Raw genomic sequence first — 15930 nt, forward strand, 5'->3', positions numbered from 1 at the left:
GGACAACCTACACGAATGCCACAGCTACGGCGAGCTTCACGGTGACCGCCAGTGAGAACACGGCGCCGGTCATCACGGTCACCGAGGGGGTGCTCGTCCCGTCGGGCACCATGACCACGGTCGCGGTCACGGTCAGCGACGCGGATGGGGACCCAGTCACGCTGACGGCCAGCTCGTCGAATACGGCCGCCGCCACGGTGAGTGTGAGTGGGCATACTCTCACCATCACGGCGGCGGCGGCAGCGGGGACGGATGTGGCGATAATCACGGTGACGGCGGATGACGGGACAGGCTTGCCCAATGCCACGAGCACGGCGACCCTTACTGTGGTCACCCATTAGCAACACGGCGCCGGTCTATCGTGGCTGGAGATCTGTACGGGGGCAGTACGACCACGGTCGCGGTCACGGTCAGCGACGCGGATGGAGACGAGTCCACGCTGACGGCTAGCTCGTCGAATCCGAGCGTCGCCCCGGTGAGTGCGAGTGGGCAGACCCTCACGGGGGTGGGACTGGGACCGACGACGCTCACGGTGAGGGCGGATGACGGGACCGGCACGGGCACTGCCGCGGCCACGGCGACCTACACGGTGCGAGTCCACTGATTTTTCCTGAGAAGAGCAATCGCCGCTTAGGGGTCAAGACTGAGAGGCGTGGGAAGGCTGGAAGAACCCCCTCTCCCTCCTCCGCAGCTTCTCATTTGCATTCGCGGGACGGAGTGAGGTATTGCCGGCATTGGCAAACCCGACCGTTTACAGAGTAAACAGAAATCCCTCGACCAGCGCGCCCGGTCCCCGAAAGCTGCTGGTCGAACGGGCGTGATAGGTGCTCGGATCAAGCAGAAAATCGCGCTCTGCAGTGAGCCCGAGCAGCTTGTCGCCCAACAGCCGGTACAGCGTCTCGTCAAAGCGCATGACGTTGAGCGGAGCCTGGATCTCGCCGTGTTCGACCCAGAAGGTGGCAAACCGGGTCATGCCGGTTATGCGACACGCGGTCCGGTCGGAATAGTTGAGATACCACAGGTTGTTGATATACACGCCGGTATCTAACTGACGTAGGACCTCGCTGTCCGGGATCGTTCCGGCGGCTAGGTCCAAGGAAGCGGGCATTTCCCAGCTCGACGCACCGTTGGTTGGGACGCCGTACTCTTTGGCCGAACGGGGCGAGACTAAGCACTCACCAAAAGCTCCAGCCTCAATCAGCGTCACCCGATCGGGTTTGAGAAAGCCGGCGGCCTGAAAATTGGCCGCCACGCCGTCGGCGGTGTTTTCCTGGAGCGTGACCTGCGGACTCAGCGTCAGGCTCTCCTCAAGCATCTTGAGCAGGGTCGTTTGCTTGGTACGGTGATCTTTCAGCCCAAACCCGCCCCACGACAGCAGCTCGACAATCTCGACCAGAGCGGTCGGAGCGAGGTAGACCCGATACTCGCCCGGCTCAATCGTCCGCGCCGGCTTTGCCAGGCCGGCCAGCTGCGCCTTGGCGGCGTCCATCTTGTGGCTGAACTCGGCCGGGTCCCACACAAAACCGGCGTAGCGACTCTTGACCGCTTTATCCGCCTGTAAATACAAGCTCCAGTCCAGGTTATAGGTATAGGTCGAAAACCAGTTGCGCTGACCAAACGAGTTGGCAAACCCGCTGTGGATACCGCCCGCAGCATAGACGCCGACCAAGTCGTGACCGTGTCCGGCGTCGAGCACGGCCGAGACAACTGCCCCGCTGTCTTCGGGCAGGTGGTTGTCGCCCAGGTGCTCACTCGACTGCACCTCAGTGGCGTACAGCAAATGCGGGTCCTCGGGCAGGTAGGGCAGCTGCTCGCGCAGCTGTTCAAGCAAAGCGGCCAGCCGGGGGCGGTCGAGGGCCAGGTCGCCGGACAGCGTAAGCTCGCCCGAGGCGTGGCGCAGCCCCTCAATCAGGTCACACGACAGCGTCCGCTGGCTCACGCTTCCGGCTTGGCGTATGGCACTGCGGTTGAGCCGGACAAAGTCCGAGTCCTCAGCCGCAAAGCTACACGTCGAGATTTCGTTGCCGCTGAGCAGCGAGGTCAGGAAGTCGGCCAGGTCGGCAAAGTATTCCTGCATCATGCTGAGGCGCCTCCAAAGACTTCAACCTCGCCGAACAGACACGTCGGCGCGGCGTGGCCGACCCGGATGACCTGATTGGGCTCGCCTTTGCCGCAGTATGGCGTACCCAGGACCTGGAGTTGGTTGCCGACCATTTTGAGATTGCGCCAGAAGGTCGCCGACACCCCCCGGTAATTCGGGTTTTTGACCACGCTGGTCAGCCGACCGTTTTCAATCAAGCGGCCCCACTCGCAGCCAAACTGAAACTTATTGCGCGAGTCATCAATCGACCACGACGTGTTGGTCTGCATGTAGACACCACACTCCACCGCCGCAACCATCTCCTCAAAGCTGGACTCGCCCGGTTCCAGGTTCAGGTTGGCCATGCGATCAATTGGCGGCCGGTTCCAGCTCTGGGCGCGAGAGTTGGCCACGCCGGGCAGTCCGCTGCGGGCCTGCGAGGTGAGCCCGCCCAAACCGCGTTGCAGCACGCCGTGTCGAATCAGGTATGCACGCTGGGCGGGCTGGCCGTCATCGTCAAAGCCGTAGCTGGCAAACTCTTCGACCCGGGTGGGATCGAAGGTGATGTTGAGCAAGTCCGAACCGTACCGATAGCTGCCAAACATGTCCGGGGTGACAAAACTGGTTCCGGCGTAGTTGCGCTCATCGCCCAGAATACGATCCAACTCCAAAGGATGGCCGATGGATTCATGGATCTGTAACATCATCTGATCCGGGGCGAGTAAGACATCCATCCTGTCCTGTGGACAGTTGGGGGCGTCCAGCAGCTGGAGGGCCTCGGCCGCAATCCGGGGGGCGGCAGCCTGAAATCCGGTCTGGTCTAGCACTTCCAGGCCGCCCTGACGGCAGAAGCCTCGGCCCCCAAACGTCCGAATTTGGGTGTCTGAACCGGCGTTGGCGGTGGCGCTCAGCATCGGCACGAGAGAGATCAGACGTTGCTGGGTGCGTCCACCCTCGGCGGTCAGATAGAGCGTCTCGTGCTCTGAGTAGAACAGACTGGCCTCCCAATCGACAATCCGCCCATCGGTCTTGAGTCGCTCGCAGACGCGACGCAAGAGGTCAATCTTCTCACCCAGTGGGACCGAGGCCCATGGCCGAGCAACCGGTGTCGTATAGGCGCCACTCGGACTAGCCAGCTGGAGCCGGGAAAAATCGAGCACACTGTGACCGGCGCTGCGTTTGGCCCAGGCCCGCGCGTGTTCGGCCGCCTGATGCAGCCCTTCCTGGCTGAGGTCGCCCGTCGCGGCATAGCCCAGCCCGCCGCCATCAACGACTGTAAGCATTGCTCCTCGGTCTTCTGAGCTGGTCACAGGTTGGACAATATTCTGGCGGACGGAGACGTGCTGCGAACGCTCCTCGACCAGGCGCAGGGAGCAAAAATCGGCCCGTGGAGCAATGCGCTGGAAGCGCTCTTGAAAAGAAGTATCGTCCATGCTGTGCCTCTCGAAGATCGGGCTTCTGTATGGGACCAGGCTGGCGGTGATCTCCAACGGACCGTAGGTGTTTTTGCGCGTGGCGCGTGGCGCGGGCTAAAACGGAGGGCGCTGGCCGGTGCCGCCCCGGCTAGATTGGCCAGTCCGCCCCGTTCAGGGCCATGTCCCAAAACGTATATTCATACCGCACCGTGAGGCGAAAGAGGTCTTCCATGCGAGCCTGTTCGGCCGCACCACACTCGGCGGCGAGCCGGTCGAGGTCCTGTTCGACCTCGCGCAGCCCAGCCCCGAACGCCTCGCCACTCCAATGATCGATGAAGCGTTGGTAGGGGCTGGTGTGGAGCTGTTGCTGTTTCACCCGGCTCCAGGAATCGTAATACGCCCGCTCTACCCCGTACAGCACGGCAAAGGACTCGGCAAAATTCCGAGTGTGGACGGTGGCCTGCAGAAACATCATGTAGGCGTGACAGACGGGATTCGGTTCGATGTTGTCCAGACTGATATCAAAATCTGTGGCCATGGTCTCGAACATGTCGAGTTCGCCGGACAGGCCAGGAATAAAATTGCCGATCAGGCGCTGGAGTTGGGGTGGAGCCTTGGTAAGCAACCCGCCAATGACCCGAATCTCCTCGCGCACAAACACATAATCTTGTCGCAGCCAGGTCTCGAAACGCCCCGGCGGCAGGCTTCCGTCGGCCGTCTGGCGTAAAAAAGGATGGTCTAGCATGGCCGCCCATTGCGGCTGGACGGTGGCTAACAGGTGAGCACAGAAATCCATAATCGCAGCCTTTCTTGAGGCACGGACGAGCGGCGTTTGCCGCCCGCCGCACTATTGGCCGAGCGGAAACCCGTACAGCTTTCCGACGTTCTCGTAGACCAGTTTGCGACGGATGTCTTCTGGCAGGTGTCCGAGCTGCGTGTGTAAAAAGTCTTGCGAGTCGGGCCATACGCCGTCCGGGTGGGGGAAGTCCGAGCCCCACATGACGTTGTCGACGCCAACCTTCTCAATCTGGTCAATGCCGGTCTGATCCTGCTGGAAGGTCGCGTACATCTGACGGTACCAGTACTCGCTGGGTTTCATTTTGAGATCGAGATCTTTGAACTGATCTTCCCACTCATAATCCATGCGTTCGAGCACGTAGGGGATCCAGCCAATGCCGGCTTCGCCGATCACGACCTTCAGATTCGGATAGCGCTCCAGGGCTCCGCCATAAATGATCGCGCCCATAAAGCCGGCCATCGAGATCTGAAACTCGGTCAAAATCGTTGCCAGCCACATCCGCCGCGAGCGGTGGTCTTGCAGCCACTTCATATTGGCTTTGGGACCGATGGTATGCAGATGGATCGGGATGCCGGTTTCGTGGCCCGCCTGCCACACCGGCTCCCAGTCCAGATGCCACAGCGGCTTCATGCTGTGCTGGACTGCCAGCTCCGCGCCCCTCAGGCCCAGTTTGGCACAGCGCCGGATCTCTTGGGCCGTCTGCTCTTCGGTCGACGTGGGCAGACTCGCCACACACGCAAAACGGCTAGGGTTGGTTTTGGAGAAGTCGGCGGCGAAATCGTTGTAGATGGTCACCACCACATCGCTGACCTCGGGGTCGTTGATGCGGCTGGCCGCACCGAGGACCCCGTACAGAACTTCGCCGACCACGCCGTCGCGCTCCTGGTCCTTGAGCCGCAGCTCGGGCACGGCGGTCCGCATGACGCCCCGGCTCTGGTCTTCGTACAGCCCGGTCTCGGCCATCCGGTCGGCGCGGTAAATCTGGCCCGGCACGTACTGACGGCCGGCCGAGCCCATGCCGCCGACCAGGCCCATGGACGTGCCCTGGTGGGACACCCAGGTTTTGCCCTCGGGTTTGTCTACGACCTTGGGCATTTTGTCTTTCAGGCTGGCCGGGGCGTTGTCGGTGAACAGGCTGGCCGGCAAGCACGGCAGATCGATATGGCCGTCTGCGGAAATAACGGGATGAGTAAACATGGTCTGTGCCTCCCTTTGTTGCGTCCCTCTCTCTTTAGCAGAAAGCACCGCCGGCAGAAAAGCCGCCGCCCTTGTGCTGCCCCAGTCGCTATGAAACAACGAACGCACCATGGACAAACGCGTTTTTTATACGCTCAACATTGCCGTTTTTACCTCCATGCTGGGCATGGGCATTGTGCTTCCCTTTATGCCGATTTACGCCCGGACCTTGGGGGCGACCGGTATCACCATCGGTATCTTTTTTGCCAGCTTTCCCCTGGCCCAGATGGTGTTTATGCCGCTGATCAGCCGGCTCTCGGACCGGCACGGCCGCAAGATGTTCATGGTCCTCGGCCTGCTCGGCAGCAGTCTGCTGTCGCTGTGGTACGTGTATGCCCCGAACATGCTGTATCTGACCCTGGGGCGCTTTCTGCAGGGCGCGGCGGTGGCCCTGACCCTGCCGATTGCCACCGCCTATGTCGGTGACATCGCCCCGCCCGAAAAGCGCGGCACGCTGATGGGCATTTTTAATCTGTCCATGACCAGCAGCATCGGTCTCGGCCCGCTGGTCGGGGGCTGGCTGAGCGATCAGTACGGCATGGAGTTCAGCTTTTATTGGATGTGCCTGCTGAATGCCCTGGCCTGCGGCTTGGTGCTCGTCCTGCTGCCCAGCTCCCACTCGACCGGCAAGGCGGCCGTGCGGCGAGCCTCGTATCGACAGCTGTTGGCCCGCCCGCGGGTCAAGGGGCTGGCCCTGTATCGAGTGGTCAACACCATCCAGATGGGGTTGTGGTTTTCGTTTCTGCCACTGCTGGGTACCGAAATCCTCAACATAAACCATACGATGATCGGCTGGGCGCTGGCCTGTTACATGCTGGTCAGCTCCCTGGTCCAGGTGCCGTTCGGGCGCATGGCCGACCGCTTCAGCAAGCGCCTGTTGATCATCACCAGCGGTCTGATCGGCTCGTTTGTGTTTTCCTTCATGTTTTTTGTCTGGACCTTCTGGCATCTGTTGCTGATTGCCGCCGTGACCGGCGCGATGGGCGCTATGGCCATGCCGGCGCTCAACGCCATGGCCGCAGAAGAGGGCCAGGACGGTAATATGGGCGCGGTCATGGGCATGCTCAACATGGCTATGAGCGTCGGCATGATGCTGGGACCGGTCCTGGGCGGACTCGTGCTTGATGTGTCCGGCTTGCGGCCCCTGTTCATCTTCGGTGCCGTGGCCGGTGTGCTCGGCACCTTCGGCTTTGCCCGGCTGACCACCGCCGCCCCGCTCCCGGCGGTGCCCACGCCGCGCCTGGCGGAAGGACCGACCCAGGCGCGCTAGTCCGGCCCCGAGCTGAGGAAAAGAGGAGACGTGTCAACAGGCTCATGTGCTTGGAGGACACGTTTCCTTTTGGAGGTAAAGTATGGACACCCACGCCGCCCGCCAGTTTGTCGAACACGCCTGGACGGACAGGATTATTCCGGCCCTGACCGACTATTTGCGGATTCCGAACCAGTCGCCGGCCTATGACCCGGACTGGAATCGCAACGGCCATATGGATCGCGCGGTGGAGCTGGTCGTTGGCTGGGTGCGGGCTCAGAACGTGCCTGGCCTCAGCCTCGACGTGGTCCGGCTCGACGGGCGCACCCCGCTGGTGTTCATCGAGGTGCCCGGGCAGACCCAGGAGACCGTGCTGTTGTACGGACACCTGGACAAGCAGCCGCCGATGTACGGCTGGAACGAGGACCTCGGGCCGTGGACGCCGGTCATCAGCGACGGCAAGCTGTACGGCCGGGGGGGCGCCGATGATGGCTATGCCGGCTTTGCCTCCCTGACCGCCCTCCAAGCTCTGCAAGACCAGGGCCTGCCCCACGCCCGGTGCGTCATCATCATCGAAGCCGACGAAGAGAGCGGCAGCGACGACCTGCCCTATTACATCACCGCCCTCAAAGATCGGATCGGCTCGCCGAGCCTGGTCATCTGTCTCGATTCCGGGTGCGGCAACTACGACCAGCTGTGGGTCACCAACTCGCTGCGTGGTCTGGTGACCGGCACGCTGTCGGTCTCGACCCTGACCGAGGGCGTGCATTCCGGGGCGGCCAGCGGGGTTGTGCCCTCCTCCTTCCGCATCCTGCGCCAGGTGCTCAGCCGCCTGGAGGACGAGCGAACGGGAGAAATCCTGCCGTCTGAGCTGTACGCCGACATTCCGGCCGAGCGTCTGGGCCAGGCCAAGGCTGCGGCCGGGGTGTTGGGCTCATCCGTCTCGGCCATGTTTCCGTTTCAGGCCGGGGCTGCGCCGGTGACGGGCGAGCACGACGCCCTGCTGCTCAACCGGACCTGGTGCCCCCAGCTCGAAATCACCGGCGCGGCCGGGCTGCCGTCGCTCGACCAGGCCGGGAATGTCCTGCGGCCGCTGACCGCAGTCCAGCTGTCGCTGCGGCTGCCGCCGACGGTCGATCCGGCTCGGGCCATGGCGTGCGTCAAAGCGCTGTTGGAGAAAGACCCGCCGTACGGCGCCACAGTCCGCTTCGAACCCAGTCTGGGCGCCTCGGGTTGGAACGCCCCGGCGCTCGCCCCGTGGCTGGAGCAGTCCCTCAAGCAGGCTTCCCAGGAGTTCTTTGGCCGTGAGGCGTGCTATATGGGCGAGGGCGGCACGATTCCCTTCATGGGCATGTTGGGCGAGCAGTTTCCGCAGGCCCAGTTCATGATTACCGGCGTACTCGGACCCCACTCCAACGCCCACGGTCCGAACGAGTTTCTCGAACTCTCGACCGGCGTAAAGCTGACCTGCTGTGTGGCCCGGGTCCTGGCCGATCACTATGCGACACATTGCGGCTGAAACGGCGCGTTGGTGAGAGCCGAGAGAACTCCCGACAGCGACCGGCGCGCGTTGCCTTGGTCCTGGATTTCGGTTAGGGGTAAGCCATCACGCAGGAAAGAGGAAACGTGTGTCCACGCGCCTGAAGTTGACACGTTTCCTGTTTAAGGAGTTGTCATGGAAAGTCGTGCGCCGTCGCTTGTACCGGAACAGTTTGGCCCGCTGCAGGGTGTCCGGATTCTGTCAACCGGCAGTCTGATTGCCCAGCCGTATGCCGCATCCCTGGCGGCCGAGATGGGCGCCGAGGTGATCCAGATCGAACGCCCGGGCGAGGGAGACGCGGCCTGGCGACACCTGGGCATGCAGCTGCCGACCACGGATGGCAGCGGCCAGGTGGCCACCACCTGGGTCCAGGAGCGACGCAACGAGCTGTATACGACCCTGGATTTCAGTGCCCCCGAGGGCAAACAGATCTTCCTCAAGCTCATCGAGGCGTGTGATATCTGGATGGAGAGTTCCAAGCCGGGCTCGTATACCAAGTGGGGACTGACCGATGAAGTGGTGTTGCAGACCAACCCCAAGATCGTGATCGCCCATGTGTCGGGCTACGGCCAGACCGGTCATGAGGATTATCTGGGCCGGGCCTCGTACGACATGATCGGTCAAGCCTTTGGCGGGCTGATGTACCAGACCGGGTTTCCCGACCCCGAGCCGCCGGTCCGGGCCAACCCGTGGACCGCCGACTATATTACCGCCCTGTTCTGTTTGTGGGCGTCGCTGTCGGGCTATATCTACGCCCAGCGGACGGGCAAGGGCCAGGTCATTGATGTCTCACAGTTCGAGTCCATTCATCGCCTGCTGTCGGGCACCATGGTCGAGTATTTTGCCAACGGCTTTGTGCGTGGCCGGTCGGGCAATAAGGCGACCGCGTTTCAGCCCTACGACGCGTTTCAGGCCAGCGACGGCTGGGTGGTGATCGGCGCGGTTGGCCTGGCCGTCTTCTCGCGGGTGTGCCAGGCCATCGGCCTCGACCCGCAGGACGAGAAATGGCACAACGCCAGCTCGGACGTGAATTCAATTGAGGGCATCGAGTTCGACGCTCTGCTGCGCGGTTGGGTGGCCGAGCGAACGGTGACCGAGGTGGTCGAGTCGCTGAACGCCGCCCAGGTCGCCTGCTGTCCGATCATGAACAGCAAGGATATGGCCGAAGATCCCCACTACCAGGCCCGCAAGCTGCACGTCGAATGGGAAGACGGACAGGTCGGCCCGGTCAAGGGCACCGGAGTGACCCCGCTCTTTTCAGAGACGCCGGGCAAGATCTGGCGCGGTTCGGTGCCGGTCGGGCATGACAACGAAGCCGTTTACACCAAGCTGGCCGGGCTGAGTGCCGAAGAGGTCGCCCAGCTCAAAGACAAAGGGGTGATCTGAGGAGCGTCGAAGGCTCGGCATGCCACTGCTCGAAATCCACCAGCTGCGCAAGCGGTACGGCTCGGTCGAGGCGCTGAGAGGCATTACGTTCACGCTTGAACGTGGCGAGTTTTTCGGACTCCTCGGGCCCAACGGGGCGGGCAAATCGACCACGATCAATATTCTGTTGGGCCTGATTCTGGCCGACGGCGGCTCCATTCGGGTGTTTGACACCGATTTCGCCGCCCAGCCGGTCGCTATTCGGCGCCGGATGAACGTTGCCGCAGCCCTGACCAGCATGAACGGAGTGCTGACGGTTCGTGAGAATCTGGGCGTGTACGGCCGTATCTACGGCGTCAAGAAGATCAAATCCAAAATCGACGAACTCCTGGAGCGGTTTGAGATTCGCGACTTGGCCGATACCAAGCTCCAGTATCTGAGTTCCGGTCAGCACACCCGCGTCACCCTGTGCAAAGGCTTTCTGAACGATCCCGAACTGCTGCTGCTCGACGAGTGTACGGTCGGGCTTGACCCGGATATTGCCGAAAAAACCCGCCGGGCGCTCGAACAGGTCCAGCGCGACAAAAAGACGACCGTGCTGTTTACCTCTCACAACATGAGCGAGGTGGAGGAATTGTGCGGACGGATCGCCTTTTTGAGTAAGGGCGAAATCCTGCGGATTGATACCGCCGAGCGCATCACGCGCCTGATCCCCCAGCAGATTCTCGAGATCCGATTTCAGCCCGGAGCCGATCTGAGTCACCTGGTGTTCGCCGACGGTCTGCCCCAAGCCGAACCGGGTGCGGCGGACAGCCTGCGCTTCAGGCTCGACGACCCCGAGCAACAGCTCGATCCTCTGCTGCGCCGGCTGGCCCAATCCGAAGCGCGGATTGTCGACCTTCAGCTCAAGCGCCCGACCCTGGAAGACGTGTTCATCAAGGTCGCGCGGGGGGAACTCTGAGCCCATGCGCCACCGCTTGCGCCACGATCTGTCCTTCTCCTCGGCCACGGTGTGGGGCCTGGTGTATAAGTTCTACTGCATCTGTTATCGGAGCCTGGACCGGGTTTTCGATATCGTCTACTGGCCGGTGATTTCGCTGCTGCTGTGGGGCTTCACCAGCACCTTTGTGGCCGAGACCTCGAGCCTGCCGGGAGTGATGGAGTTTTTCCTGGGCGGCGCGGTGTTGTGGAGTCTGTTCTGGCGCGCCCAGACCGATATCGGCACCTTCATTCTGGAAGACTTCTGGAGCCGCAACGTCTACAACCTGTTTGCCTCGCCGGTCACTCCGCTGGAGCTGTTCTGCGCGATTGGCCTGGTCGGGCTCGTCCGCTGTGTCATCAGCTTCGTGTTCCTGGGCGTGTTGACCTGGGCCTTGTACGCCTACAATATTCTGCACCTGGGCGGGCTGCCGATTGTCGTGTTCACGAGCGTGCTGCTGCTGTTCGGCTGGGTCATCGGTATCCTGATCTCGGCCCTGATCTTTCGCTATGGACTGCGCATTCAGGTCCTGGCCTGGTCGGTCGGCTTCATCATTCAGCCCTTCAGCTGTGTTTTCTATCCCCTGGACAGCATGCCGGGCTGGGTGCAGACGATTGCGGTGGTGTTTCCGACCACACACGTCTTTGAGGGACTGCGCCACGCTATTGCGACCGGCGAACTGGCGACCGGCTCCCTGCTGACGGCCCTGGGGCTGGCCTTCGTCCTGCTGGTCCTGGCTCTGGGCTATTTTCAGCACGCCCTGCACCAGGCCAAAAAGCGCGGCCTGCTGACCCGCTTTGAGATGGCCTGACCGGTCGCTCTGACAGGATTTTGCAGGCACAATGGGGCAGCTCTAACACACAGGCCGGGAGGACACGTCATGCGTTTTGGTTTTCATCCCCTGAATCTGGGTCCCTTAGCCACTCTGGAGAGCATTGACCGGATTGTGACTGCGGCCGAGCAGCACGAGCTTGACTCAATCTGGACCGGCGATCACGTCATCAACGCCACCAGTATTGCCTCAGCCTACCCGTACAGCCCGACCGGTAAGTTTGCCCTCGGGGCAACCCAGCCGGTGCTCGAACCGCTGACCTTCATGGGCTTTCTGGCTGCCCGCACGACCAGGATCCAGCTGGGGGTGAGTGTCCTGATCGTGCCCTACCGCAACCCGGTCGTGGCGGCCAAAGCCATCTCCAGCCTGGACTATTTGTCGGGCGGGCGGACGATCATCGGGGTCGGCAGCGGCTGGATGAAGGAAGAGTTTGACGCGCTGGGCATGCCGTTTGAGCAGCGGGGGAAACAGACCGATGAGTTCATCCGTTTGTTCAAGGAGATGTGGAGCCAGCCCGAGCCGGAGTTCAGGGGTGAGTACTATCAGTTTTCCGGGATTACCTCCTACCCGCGTCCCGTCCAGCAGCCCCATCCGCCGGTGTGGGTCGGCGGCAACAGCAAGCGGGCCATGCGCCGAGCCCTGGAACTCGGCAACGGCTGGCAGCCGGGCTGGTCGCGGCCGGATCAGCTGCGACGGGAGCTGGAAGATTTCGAGCGGGTGGCCGAACGGGTGGGCCGCGACCCCAAGAGCGTTGAGCTGTCCCTCATCCGTCCCCTCCAGATTGTTGACGAGGCCACGCAGCCGCACCGCCCGCTGATCGGTACGCCCGAGCAGATTGCCGAGGACATCCGGGAGTATCAGCGGCTGGGGGTGAGCCACCTGGTGTTCAACTTTCGGACCAGCCACATGTCCGAAGCGGTCGAGACGGTTGAGCGCTTCGCTACCGAAGTGCGGCCGTTGGTGGCATAGCCGTCCTTCGACTCATCGAACACATAGAGGAGGAATAGCCATGACGTTCTTAGAGTGGATGCCTTTGGTCATAGGCAGCGCGTTTTTTGCCATCGTCGGTATCCTCGCCTGGAAGCTCACGCACTAAACATGCTTCGTCGGGTGAACCTAGAAACGTCTCTGCTGTTCTTTCCTCTTCAGTACTTCTCCTTTGCCCGTCAGCCTGTCTGATACATGCCCGGCTGACAGAGAGGTTCTGACCCTTCCTCGCCGTTCCAGAACTTGGTATGTCCCCTCGGCATGGAGTCGTCCTCACAGTCCCCTCGGATTGTCGTTGTCGGTGCGGGCATTATCGGTGCTTCCATCGCCTTTCACCTGTCCCGGCGGCCGGTCCGACTCACCGTGCTTGATCGGGCCGAGCCGGGGTCGGGGGCGTCGAGCCACTCGTTTGCCTGGATCAACGCCTCGGCGGGCAAGGAACCCGCCTCGTATCACGACCTGAATCGCCGCTCGGTCGATATGTGGGACCGCTTTGCCCGGAGCCTGGCCGCCGATGTCGGGCTGCGCTGGGGGGGCGAGTTGCGCTGGGCCACGACCCCGGCCGAGGCCGAGGAGCTGCGCGCGGCCGTGGCGGTCTTGCAGCGGCGTGGACACCACAGCCGGCTGCTGAGCGAGGCCGAGTGTCAGGCCCTGGAACCGGGACTGCGGCTCGACCGCTTCGTGCTCGGCGCCCTGAGCCCCAACGACGCTCAGGTCGATCCGGCCAGGGCCATTCGGGCCTGCCTGGGGCAGGTGCGAGCCCGAGGCGGAACGGTCGAGGCGCACACCGAGGTGAAGGGCTTCAGGTTGGATGGCTCGCCACCCCGGGTGACTGCGGTACAGACGGACAAAGGCGAGCTGCCGTGTGACCTGGTGGTTCTGGCGGCGGGTGTGGAAGCCACGCGGCTGGCAGGTCTGCTGGGGATGCATCTCCCGCAGCAGCGCAGTCCCGGGGTGGTGGTCCGAACCGATCCGCAGCCGCCGGTGTTGAAGCGGCTGGCCGTGCTGAACGCGCCGGCGCCGGATACTGAACAGCCGGGCATCCATATCTGTCAGCGCTCGGACGGGACGGTCATCATTGGCGAGGGCAGCCAGGAACGCCTGGCCAGCAATGATTCGCAGACGCACGCCGATGCGCTGCTGGCCCGCGCGGTCGGCTATCTGCCGGCCCTGGCCGCAGCCCGCGCCCTGCCCCTGCCGGTCGGCTATCGTCCGATGCCGCTGGACGGCTATCCGGTCTTGGGCTTGAGCAAGGCCGTTCCCAACGTCTATCTGGCCGTGACCCACAGCGGGGTGACGCTGGCCCCGCTGGTCGGGGAATACACGGCGATTGAGATACTGGACGGGGTGAGCGTCGACCTGCTCGCCCCGTATCGGGTGGAGAGATTCGGACGCTAGGGGCGACGCAGACGTCGCTCCCGCTCAGAACCGGACCCGCACACCGCCGAACGCACCGAACGGCGCGCCGGGACCCAGAAACCGTTCGAGTCCTGTCTCGTCGAGGGCGTTCTCAAACAGCGCGCCGTAGCTTTCGTACTCTTCGTTGAACAGGTTCTCGAAGCGGACGAAGATATCGAAGCGTCCGGTCTTGTAGGCCAGCTGGGCGTTGCCGACAAAATACGGATCGAGCTTTTTGTGGGCGTTGGATTCGTCGCCGCGCAGGTACTGGCCGTCAACATAGGTGCCGTCAAGGCTGAGCCACAGCTTGAACGGCAGTGCAATCTCCACCCCGCCGTTCACCCGATGGGCGGGCACCAGAGGGAGCCGGTCGCCGGCTTTGACCTGAGCCAGGCGTTCCTCGTTGGCAAAGGTGAACAGCTGCACCTCGTCCTCAAACGTCGCGTCGGTCAGGGTGTAGTTGGCGAACCAGTTGCCCCAGCTCCAGCGGCCACGCAGCAGGAACTCGAGCCCCTGGCGGCGGGTCGCATCGACATTCTGGAAGAAGCCCAGCACCCGGCTCTGGGGTTCGTTGCGGAACAAAATGTCATCTTTGAGGTCGGTGCGATAAAAAGCCAGGCTGGCCTGGAGCAGCGGCAGGGGTGACCAGCGCACACCGGTCTCCCAGGTTTTGCCCTTGACCGCCTTGAGCGGCGGATCGTCGACGATCGCCGTCGGCACCGGGCAGGGCGCTTCGGGGTTGGCGCATGTCAGCTCAATCGCGGTCGGGGCGCGGTAGCTCTCGCTGTAGCTGGCGTACAGGTTCAGAGCGTCGGTCAGCTGATAGCTGGCTCCGGCGGCGGGATTGAAGCGGTTAAAGGTATGCGCGCCGCTGGCATCGGTCCCGTTGTCATCATCGCCGCCGGCCAAACGGTCTTTGATCTTCAAATGCGTGACATCGTAGCGGCCGGACACGGTCACCGCCAGTTTTTCAATCGGTTCGAGGGTGAAGGTGACAAACGGTCCGCCGGCGTGGGTGTCGCTCTTAACGTTGGTTTCGATCTCCAGCCCTTCTTCCTCGTCTCCGTGCTCGGCCAACTCGTCGTTGTTATCTTCCGCGTCGTGGGCGTCGAGATCATCGTCGTCAAAATTGTCGTCGTCCTCGCCTTCCAGCTCGGCAATCAGGTGGTCCAGGGTCGAGCCGGCATAGTCGGCACCGGCGGTGACGCTCAGCGGCATGGGCGGCGCCTCCCCAGCCTTTCTGGTTGGTCCGGGCGTCCACGTCCTCTTCCACATCCCGGTTGAACTGATCGACGTCGAGCAGACGCCCGAACAGATTGGTGGACAAGGTGAGCTGAGAGCTGAGGGCGCGGCGATAGTTGCCGTTCACAAACCACAGCACGGGCTGAAAGCGGTCGGGATGGGTAAAGACGGCCGAGCGGTCGCGTTTCAGCCGACTCTCGGGCAGCGGACCGTTGCCGGTCAAGCGGTTATTGACCCAGGTCAGCGACAGATTGGCGTCCTGGACATCGTCCAGATAGCCGAGCTTGCCGAACACATTGCCGACATGACTGTCGGAGAAATCGCGAACCGGACACGAAATAGTCGAACTTGCCGTGATGGCCACCGCTTTGCAGCAGGGTCCGCAGCCGCCCAAAACTGCCACCCCAGATTTCGGCGCTGGTGCCCGGATGGCTGAAACCCCGCTTGGTCTGCATGACCAGCGCTCCGCCCAGGGTGTTGCGGCCATACACCGGGTTTGAGCCGGGCAGCAGCTCGATCCGGTCAATGGCATCGGTCGGAATCAGATCCCAGTTGACCTGATCGGCCAGGGGTTCGTTGGCCCGAACGCCGTCAACAAACACGCTCAGCCCCGGCGGGGTGCCGATCAGAAACGAGCTGGTAAAGCCCCGGTAGCTGAAGTCGGGCTGAAACGGGTTGTTCTGGACCTGGGTGAGGTTCACGCCGGCAAACTCGCGGGCCAGGAAGTCGGTCATGTTGAGGGCGCCGCGGTTGGCGATACGTTCTCCGGTCGTGACCTGGACATTGGCCGGAATCTGTTCGCGGGGAA

General features: G+C 62.8%; 15 protein-coding genes. 8 read left to right on the forward strand and 7 right to left on the reverse strand.

Features of this window, described 5'->3' with window-relative positions; translation table 11 throughout:
* Positions 1-341 (forward strand): hypothetical protein (locus J4F42_15430; GenBank protein ID MCE2486905.1); only part of this gene is annotated, 341 nt, incomplete at its 5' end.
* A 410-nt stretch (positions 342-751) separates the two neighbouring features.
* Here the strand turns inward: J4F42_15430 and J4F42_15435 are convergent.
* The 4 genes from J4F42_15435 to J4F42_15450 form a co-directional block, all read right to left on the reverse strand.
* The gene (locus J4F42_15435) at positions 752-2080 is read right to left on the reverse strand and encodes a hypothetical protein (protein MCE2486906.1); all 1329 of its coding nucleotides are present in this window, start codon (positions 2078-2080) and stop codon (positions 752-754) included.
* Entirely contained in the window at positions 2077-3513 is a 1437-nt protein-coding gene (locus J4F42_15440) for a TldD/PmbA family protein (GenBank protein ID MCE2486907.1), read from the reverse strand. Before J4F42_15440 ends, J4F42_15435 begins: the two co-directional genes overlap by 4 nt.
* Before the next feature lie 130 nt (positions 3514-3643).
* Positions 3644-4291: a hypothetical protein gene (locus J4F42_15445; GenBank protein ID MCE2486908.1), complete on the reverse strand. Its 648-nt coding sequence runs from the start codon at positions 4289-4291 to the stop codon at positions 3644-3646.
* 51 nt (positions 4292-4342) lie between these two features.
* Positions 4343-5491, reverse strand: coding sequence for an amidohydrolase (locus J4F42_15450; protein ID MCE2486909.1), 1149 nt, complete (start codon positions 5489-5491; stop codon positions 4343-4345).
* Positions 5492-5600: 109 nt separating this feature from the next.
* On the opposite strand from J4F42_15450, the gene J4F42_15455 reads away from it, so the two are divergent.
* The 7 genes from J4F42_15455 to J4F42_15485 all read left to right on the forward strand — a co-directional run bounded on the left by J4F42_15455 (position 5601) and on the right by J4F42_15485 (position 13880).
* Entirely contained in the window at positions 5601-6800 is a 1200-nt protein-coding gene (locus J4F42_15455) for an MFS transporter (protein ID MCE2486910.1), read from the forward strand.
* Between the two features lie 82 nt (positions 6801-6882).
* The gene (locus tag J4F42_15460; GenBank protein ID MCE2486911.1) at positions 6883-8298 is read left to right on the forward strand and encodes a M20 family metallopeptidase; all 1416 of its coding nucleotides are present in this window, start codon (positions 6883-6885) and stop codon (positions 8296-8298) included.
* 156 nt (positions 8299-8454) lie between these two features.
* Entirely contained in the window at positions 8455-9705 is a 1251-nt protein-coding gene (locus tag J4F42_15465; GenBank protein MCE2486912.1) for a CoA transferase, read from the forward strand.
* A 19-nt stretch (positions 9706-9724) separates the two neighbouring features.
* Entirely contained in the window at positions 9725-10645 is a 921-nt protein-coding gene (locus J4F42_15470; protein ID MCE2486913.1) for an ABC transporter ATP-binding protein, read from the forward strand.
* 4 nt (positions 10646-10649) lie between these two features.
* Positions 10650-11474, forward strand: coding sequence for an ABC transporter permease (locus J4F42_15475; protein ID MCE2486914.1), 825 nt, complete (start codon positions 10650-10652; stop codon positions 11472-11474).
* A 69-nt stretch (positions 11475-11543) separates the two neighbouring features.
* Complete coding sequence (locus J4F42_15480) at positions 11544-12464, forward strand: LLM class F420-dependent oxidoreductase (GenBank protein ID MCE2486915.1); 921 nt, start codon at positions 11544-11546, stop codon at positions 12462-12464.
* Positions 12465-12743: 279 nt separating this feature from the next.
* The gene (locus J4F42_15485) at positions 12744-13880 is read left to right on the forward strand and encodes an FAD-binding oxidoreductase (protein MCE2486916.1); all 1137 of its coding nucleotides are present in this window, start codon (positions 12744-12746) and stop codon (positions 13878-13880) included.
* Between the two features lie 24 nt (positions 13881-13904).
* On the opposite strand, the gene J4F42_15490 is transcribed toward J4F42_15485, so the two are convergent.
* From J4F42_15490 to J4F42_15500, 3 genes are all read right to left on the reverse strand, one after another.
* On the reverse strand, positions 13905-15098 hold the full coding sequence (locus J4F42_15490; GenBank protein ID MCE2486917.1) for a TonB-dependent receptor: 1194 nt from the start codon (positions 15096-15098) through the stop codon (positions 13905-13907).
* Complete coding sequence (locus tag J4F42_15495; protein ID MCE2486918.1) at positions 15004-15417, reverse strand: hypothetical protein; 414 nt, start codon at positions 15415-15417, stop codon at positions 15004-15006. Before J4F42_15495 ends, J4F42_15490 begins: the two co-directional genes overlap by 95 nt.
* Positions 15350-15930 (reverse strand): Plug domain-containing protein (locus tag J4F42_15500; protein MCE2486919.1); only part of this gene is annotated, 581 nt, incomplete at its 5' end. The genes J4F42_15500 and J4F42_15495, both read right to left, overlap by 68 nt.

Source organism: Desulfurellaceae bacterium, assembly GCA_021296095.1.
Lineage (GTDB): Bacteria > Desulfobacterota > Binatia > Bin18 > Bin18 > JAAXHF01.

Coding starts and splice junctions, on each gene's coding strand:
- J4F42_15490 (MCE2486917.1), bottom strand. CDS start 15,098: ATGCCGCTGAGCGTCACCGCCGGTGCCGACTATGCCGGCTCGACCCTG.
- J4F42_15465 (MCE2486912.1), top strand. CDS start 8,455: ATGGAAAGTCGTGCGCCGTCGCTTGTACCGGAACAGTTTGGCCCGCTG.
- J4F42_15480 (MCE2486915.1), top strand. CDS start 11,544: ATGCGTTTTGGTTTTCATCCCCTGAATCTGGGTCCCTTAGCCACTCTG.
- J4F42_15470 (MCE2486913.1), top strand. CDS start 9,725: ATGCCACTGCTCGAAATCCACCAGCTGCGCAAGCGGTACGGCTCGGTC.
- J4F42_15485 (MCE2486916.1), top strand. CDS start 12,744: ATGGAGTCGTCCTCACAGTCCCCTCGGATTGTCGTTGTCGGTGCGGGC.
- J4F42_15475 (MCE2486914.1), top strand. CDS start 10,650: ATGCGCCACCGCTTGCGCCACGATCTGTCCTTCTCCTCGGCCACGGTG.
- J4F42_15435 (MCE2486906.1), bottom strand. CDS start 2,080: ATGATGCAGGAATACTTTGCCGACCTGGCCGACTTCCTGACCTCGCTG.
- J4F42_15450 (MCE2486909.1), bottom strand. CDS start 5,491: ATGTTTACTCATCCCGTTATTTCCGCAGACGGCCATATCGATCTGCCG.
- J4F42_15440 (MCE2486907.1), bottom strand. CDS start 3,513: ATGGACGATACTTCTTTTCAAGAGCGCTTCCAGCGCATTGCTCCACGG.
- J4F42_15455 (MCE2486910.1), top strand. CDS start 5,601: ATGGACAAACGCGTTTTTTATACGCTCAACATTGCCGTTTTTACCTCC.
- J4F42_15445 (MCE2486908.1), bottom strand. CDS start 4,291: ATGGATTTCTGTGCTCACCTGTTAGCCACCGTCCAGCCGCAATGGGCG.
- J4F42_15460 (MCE2486911.1), top strand. CDS start 6,883: ATGGACACCCACGCCGCCCGCCAGTTTGTCGAACACGCCTGGACGGAC.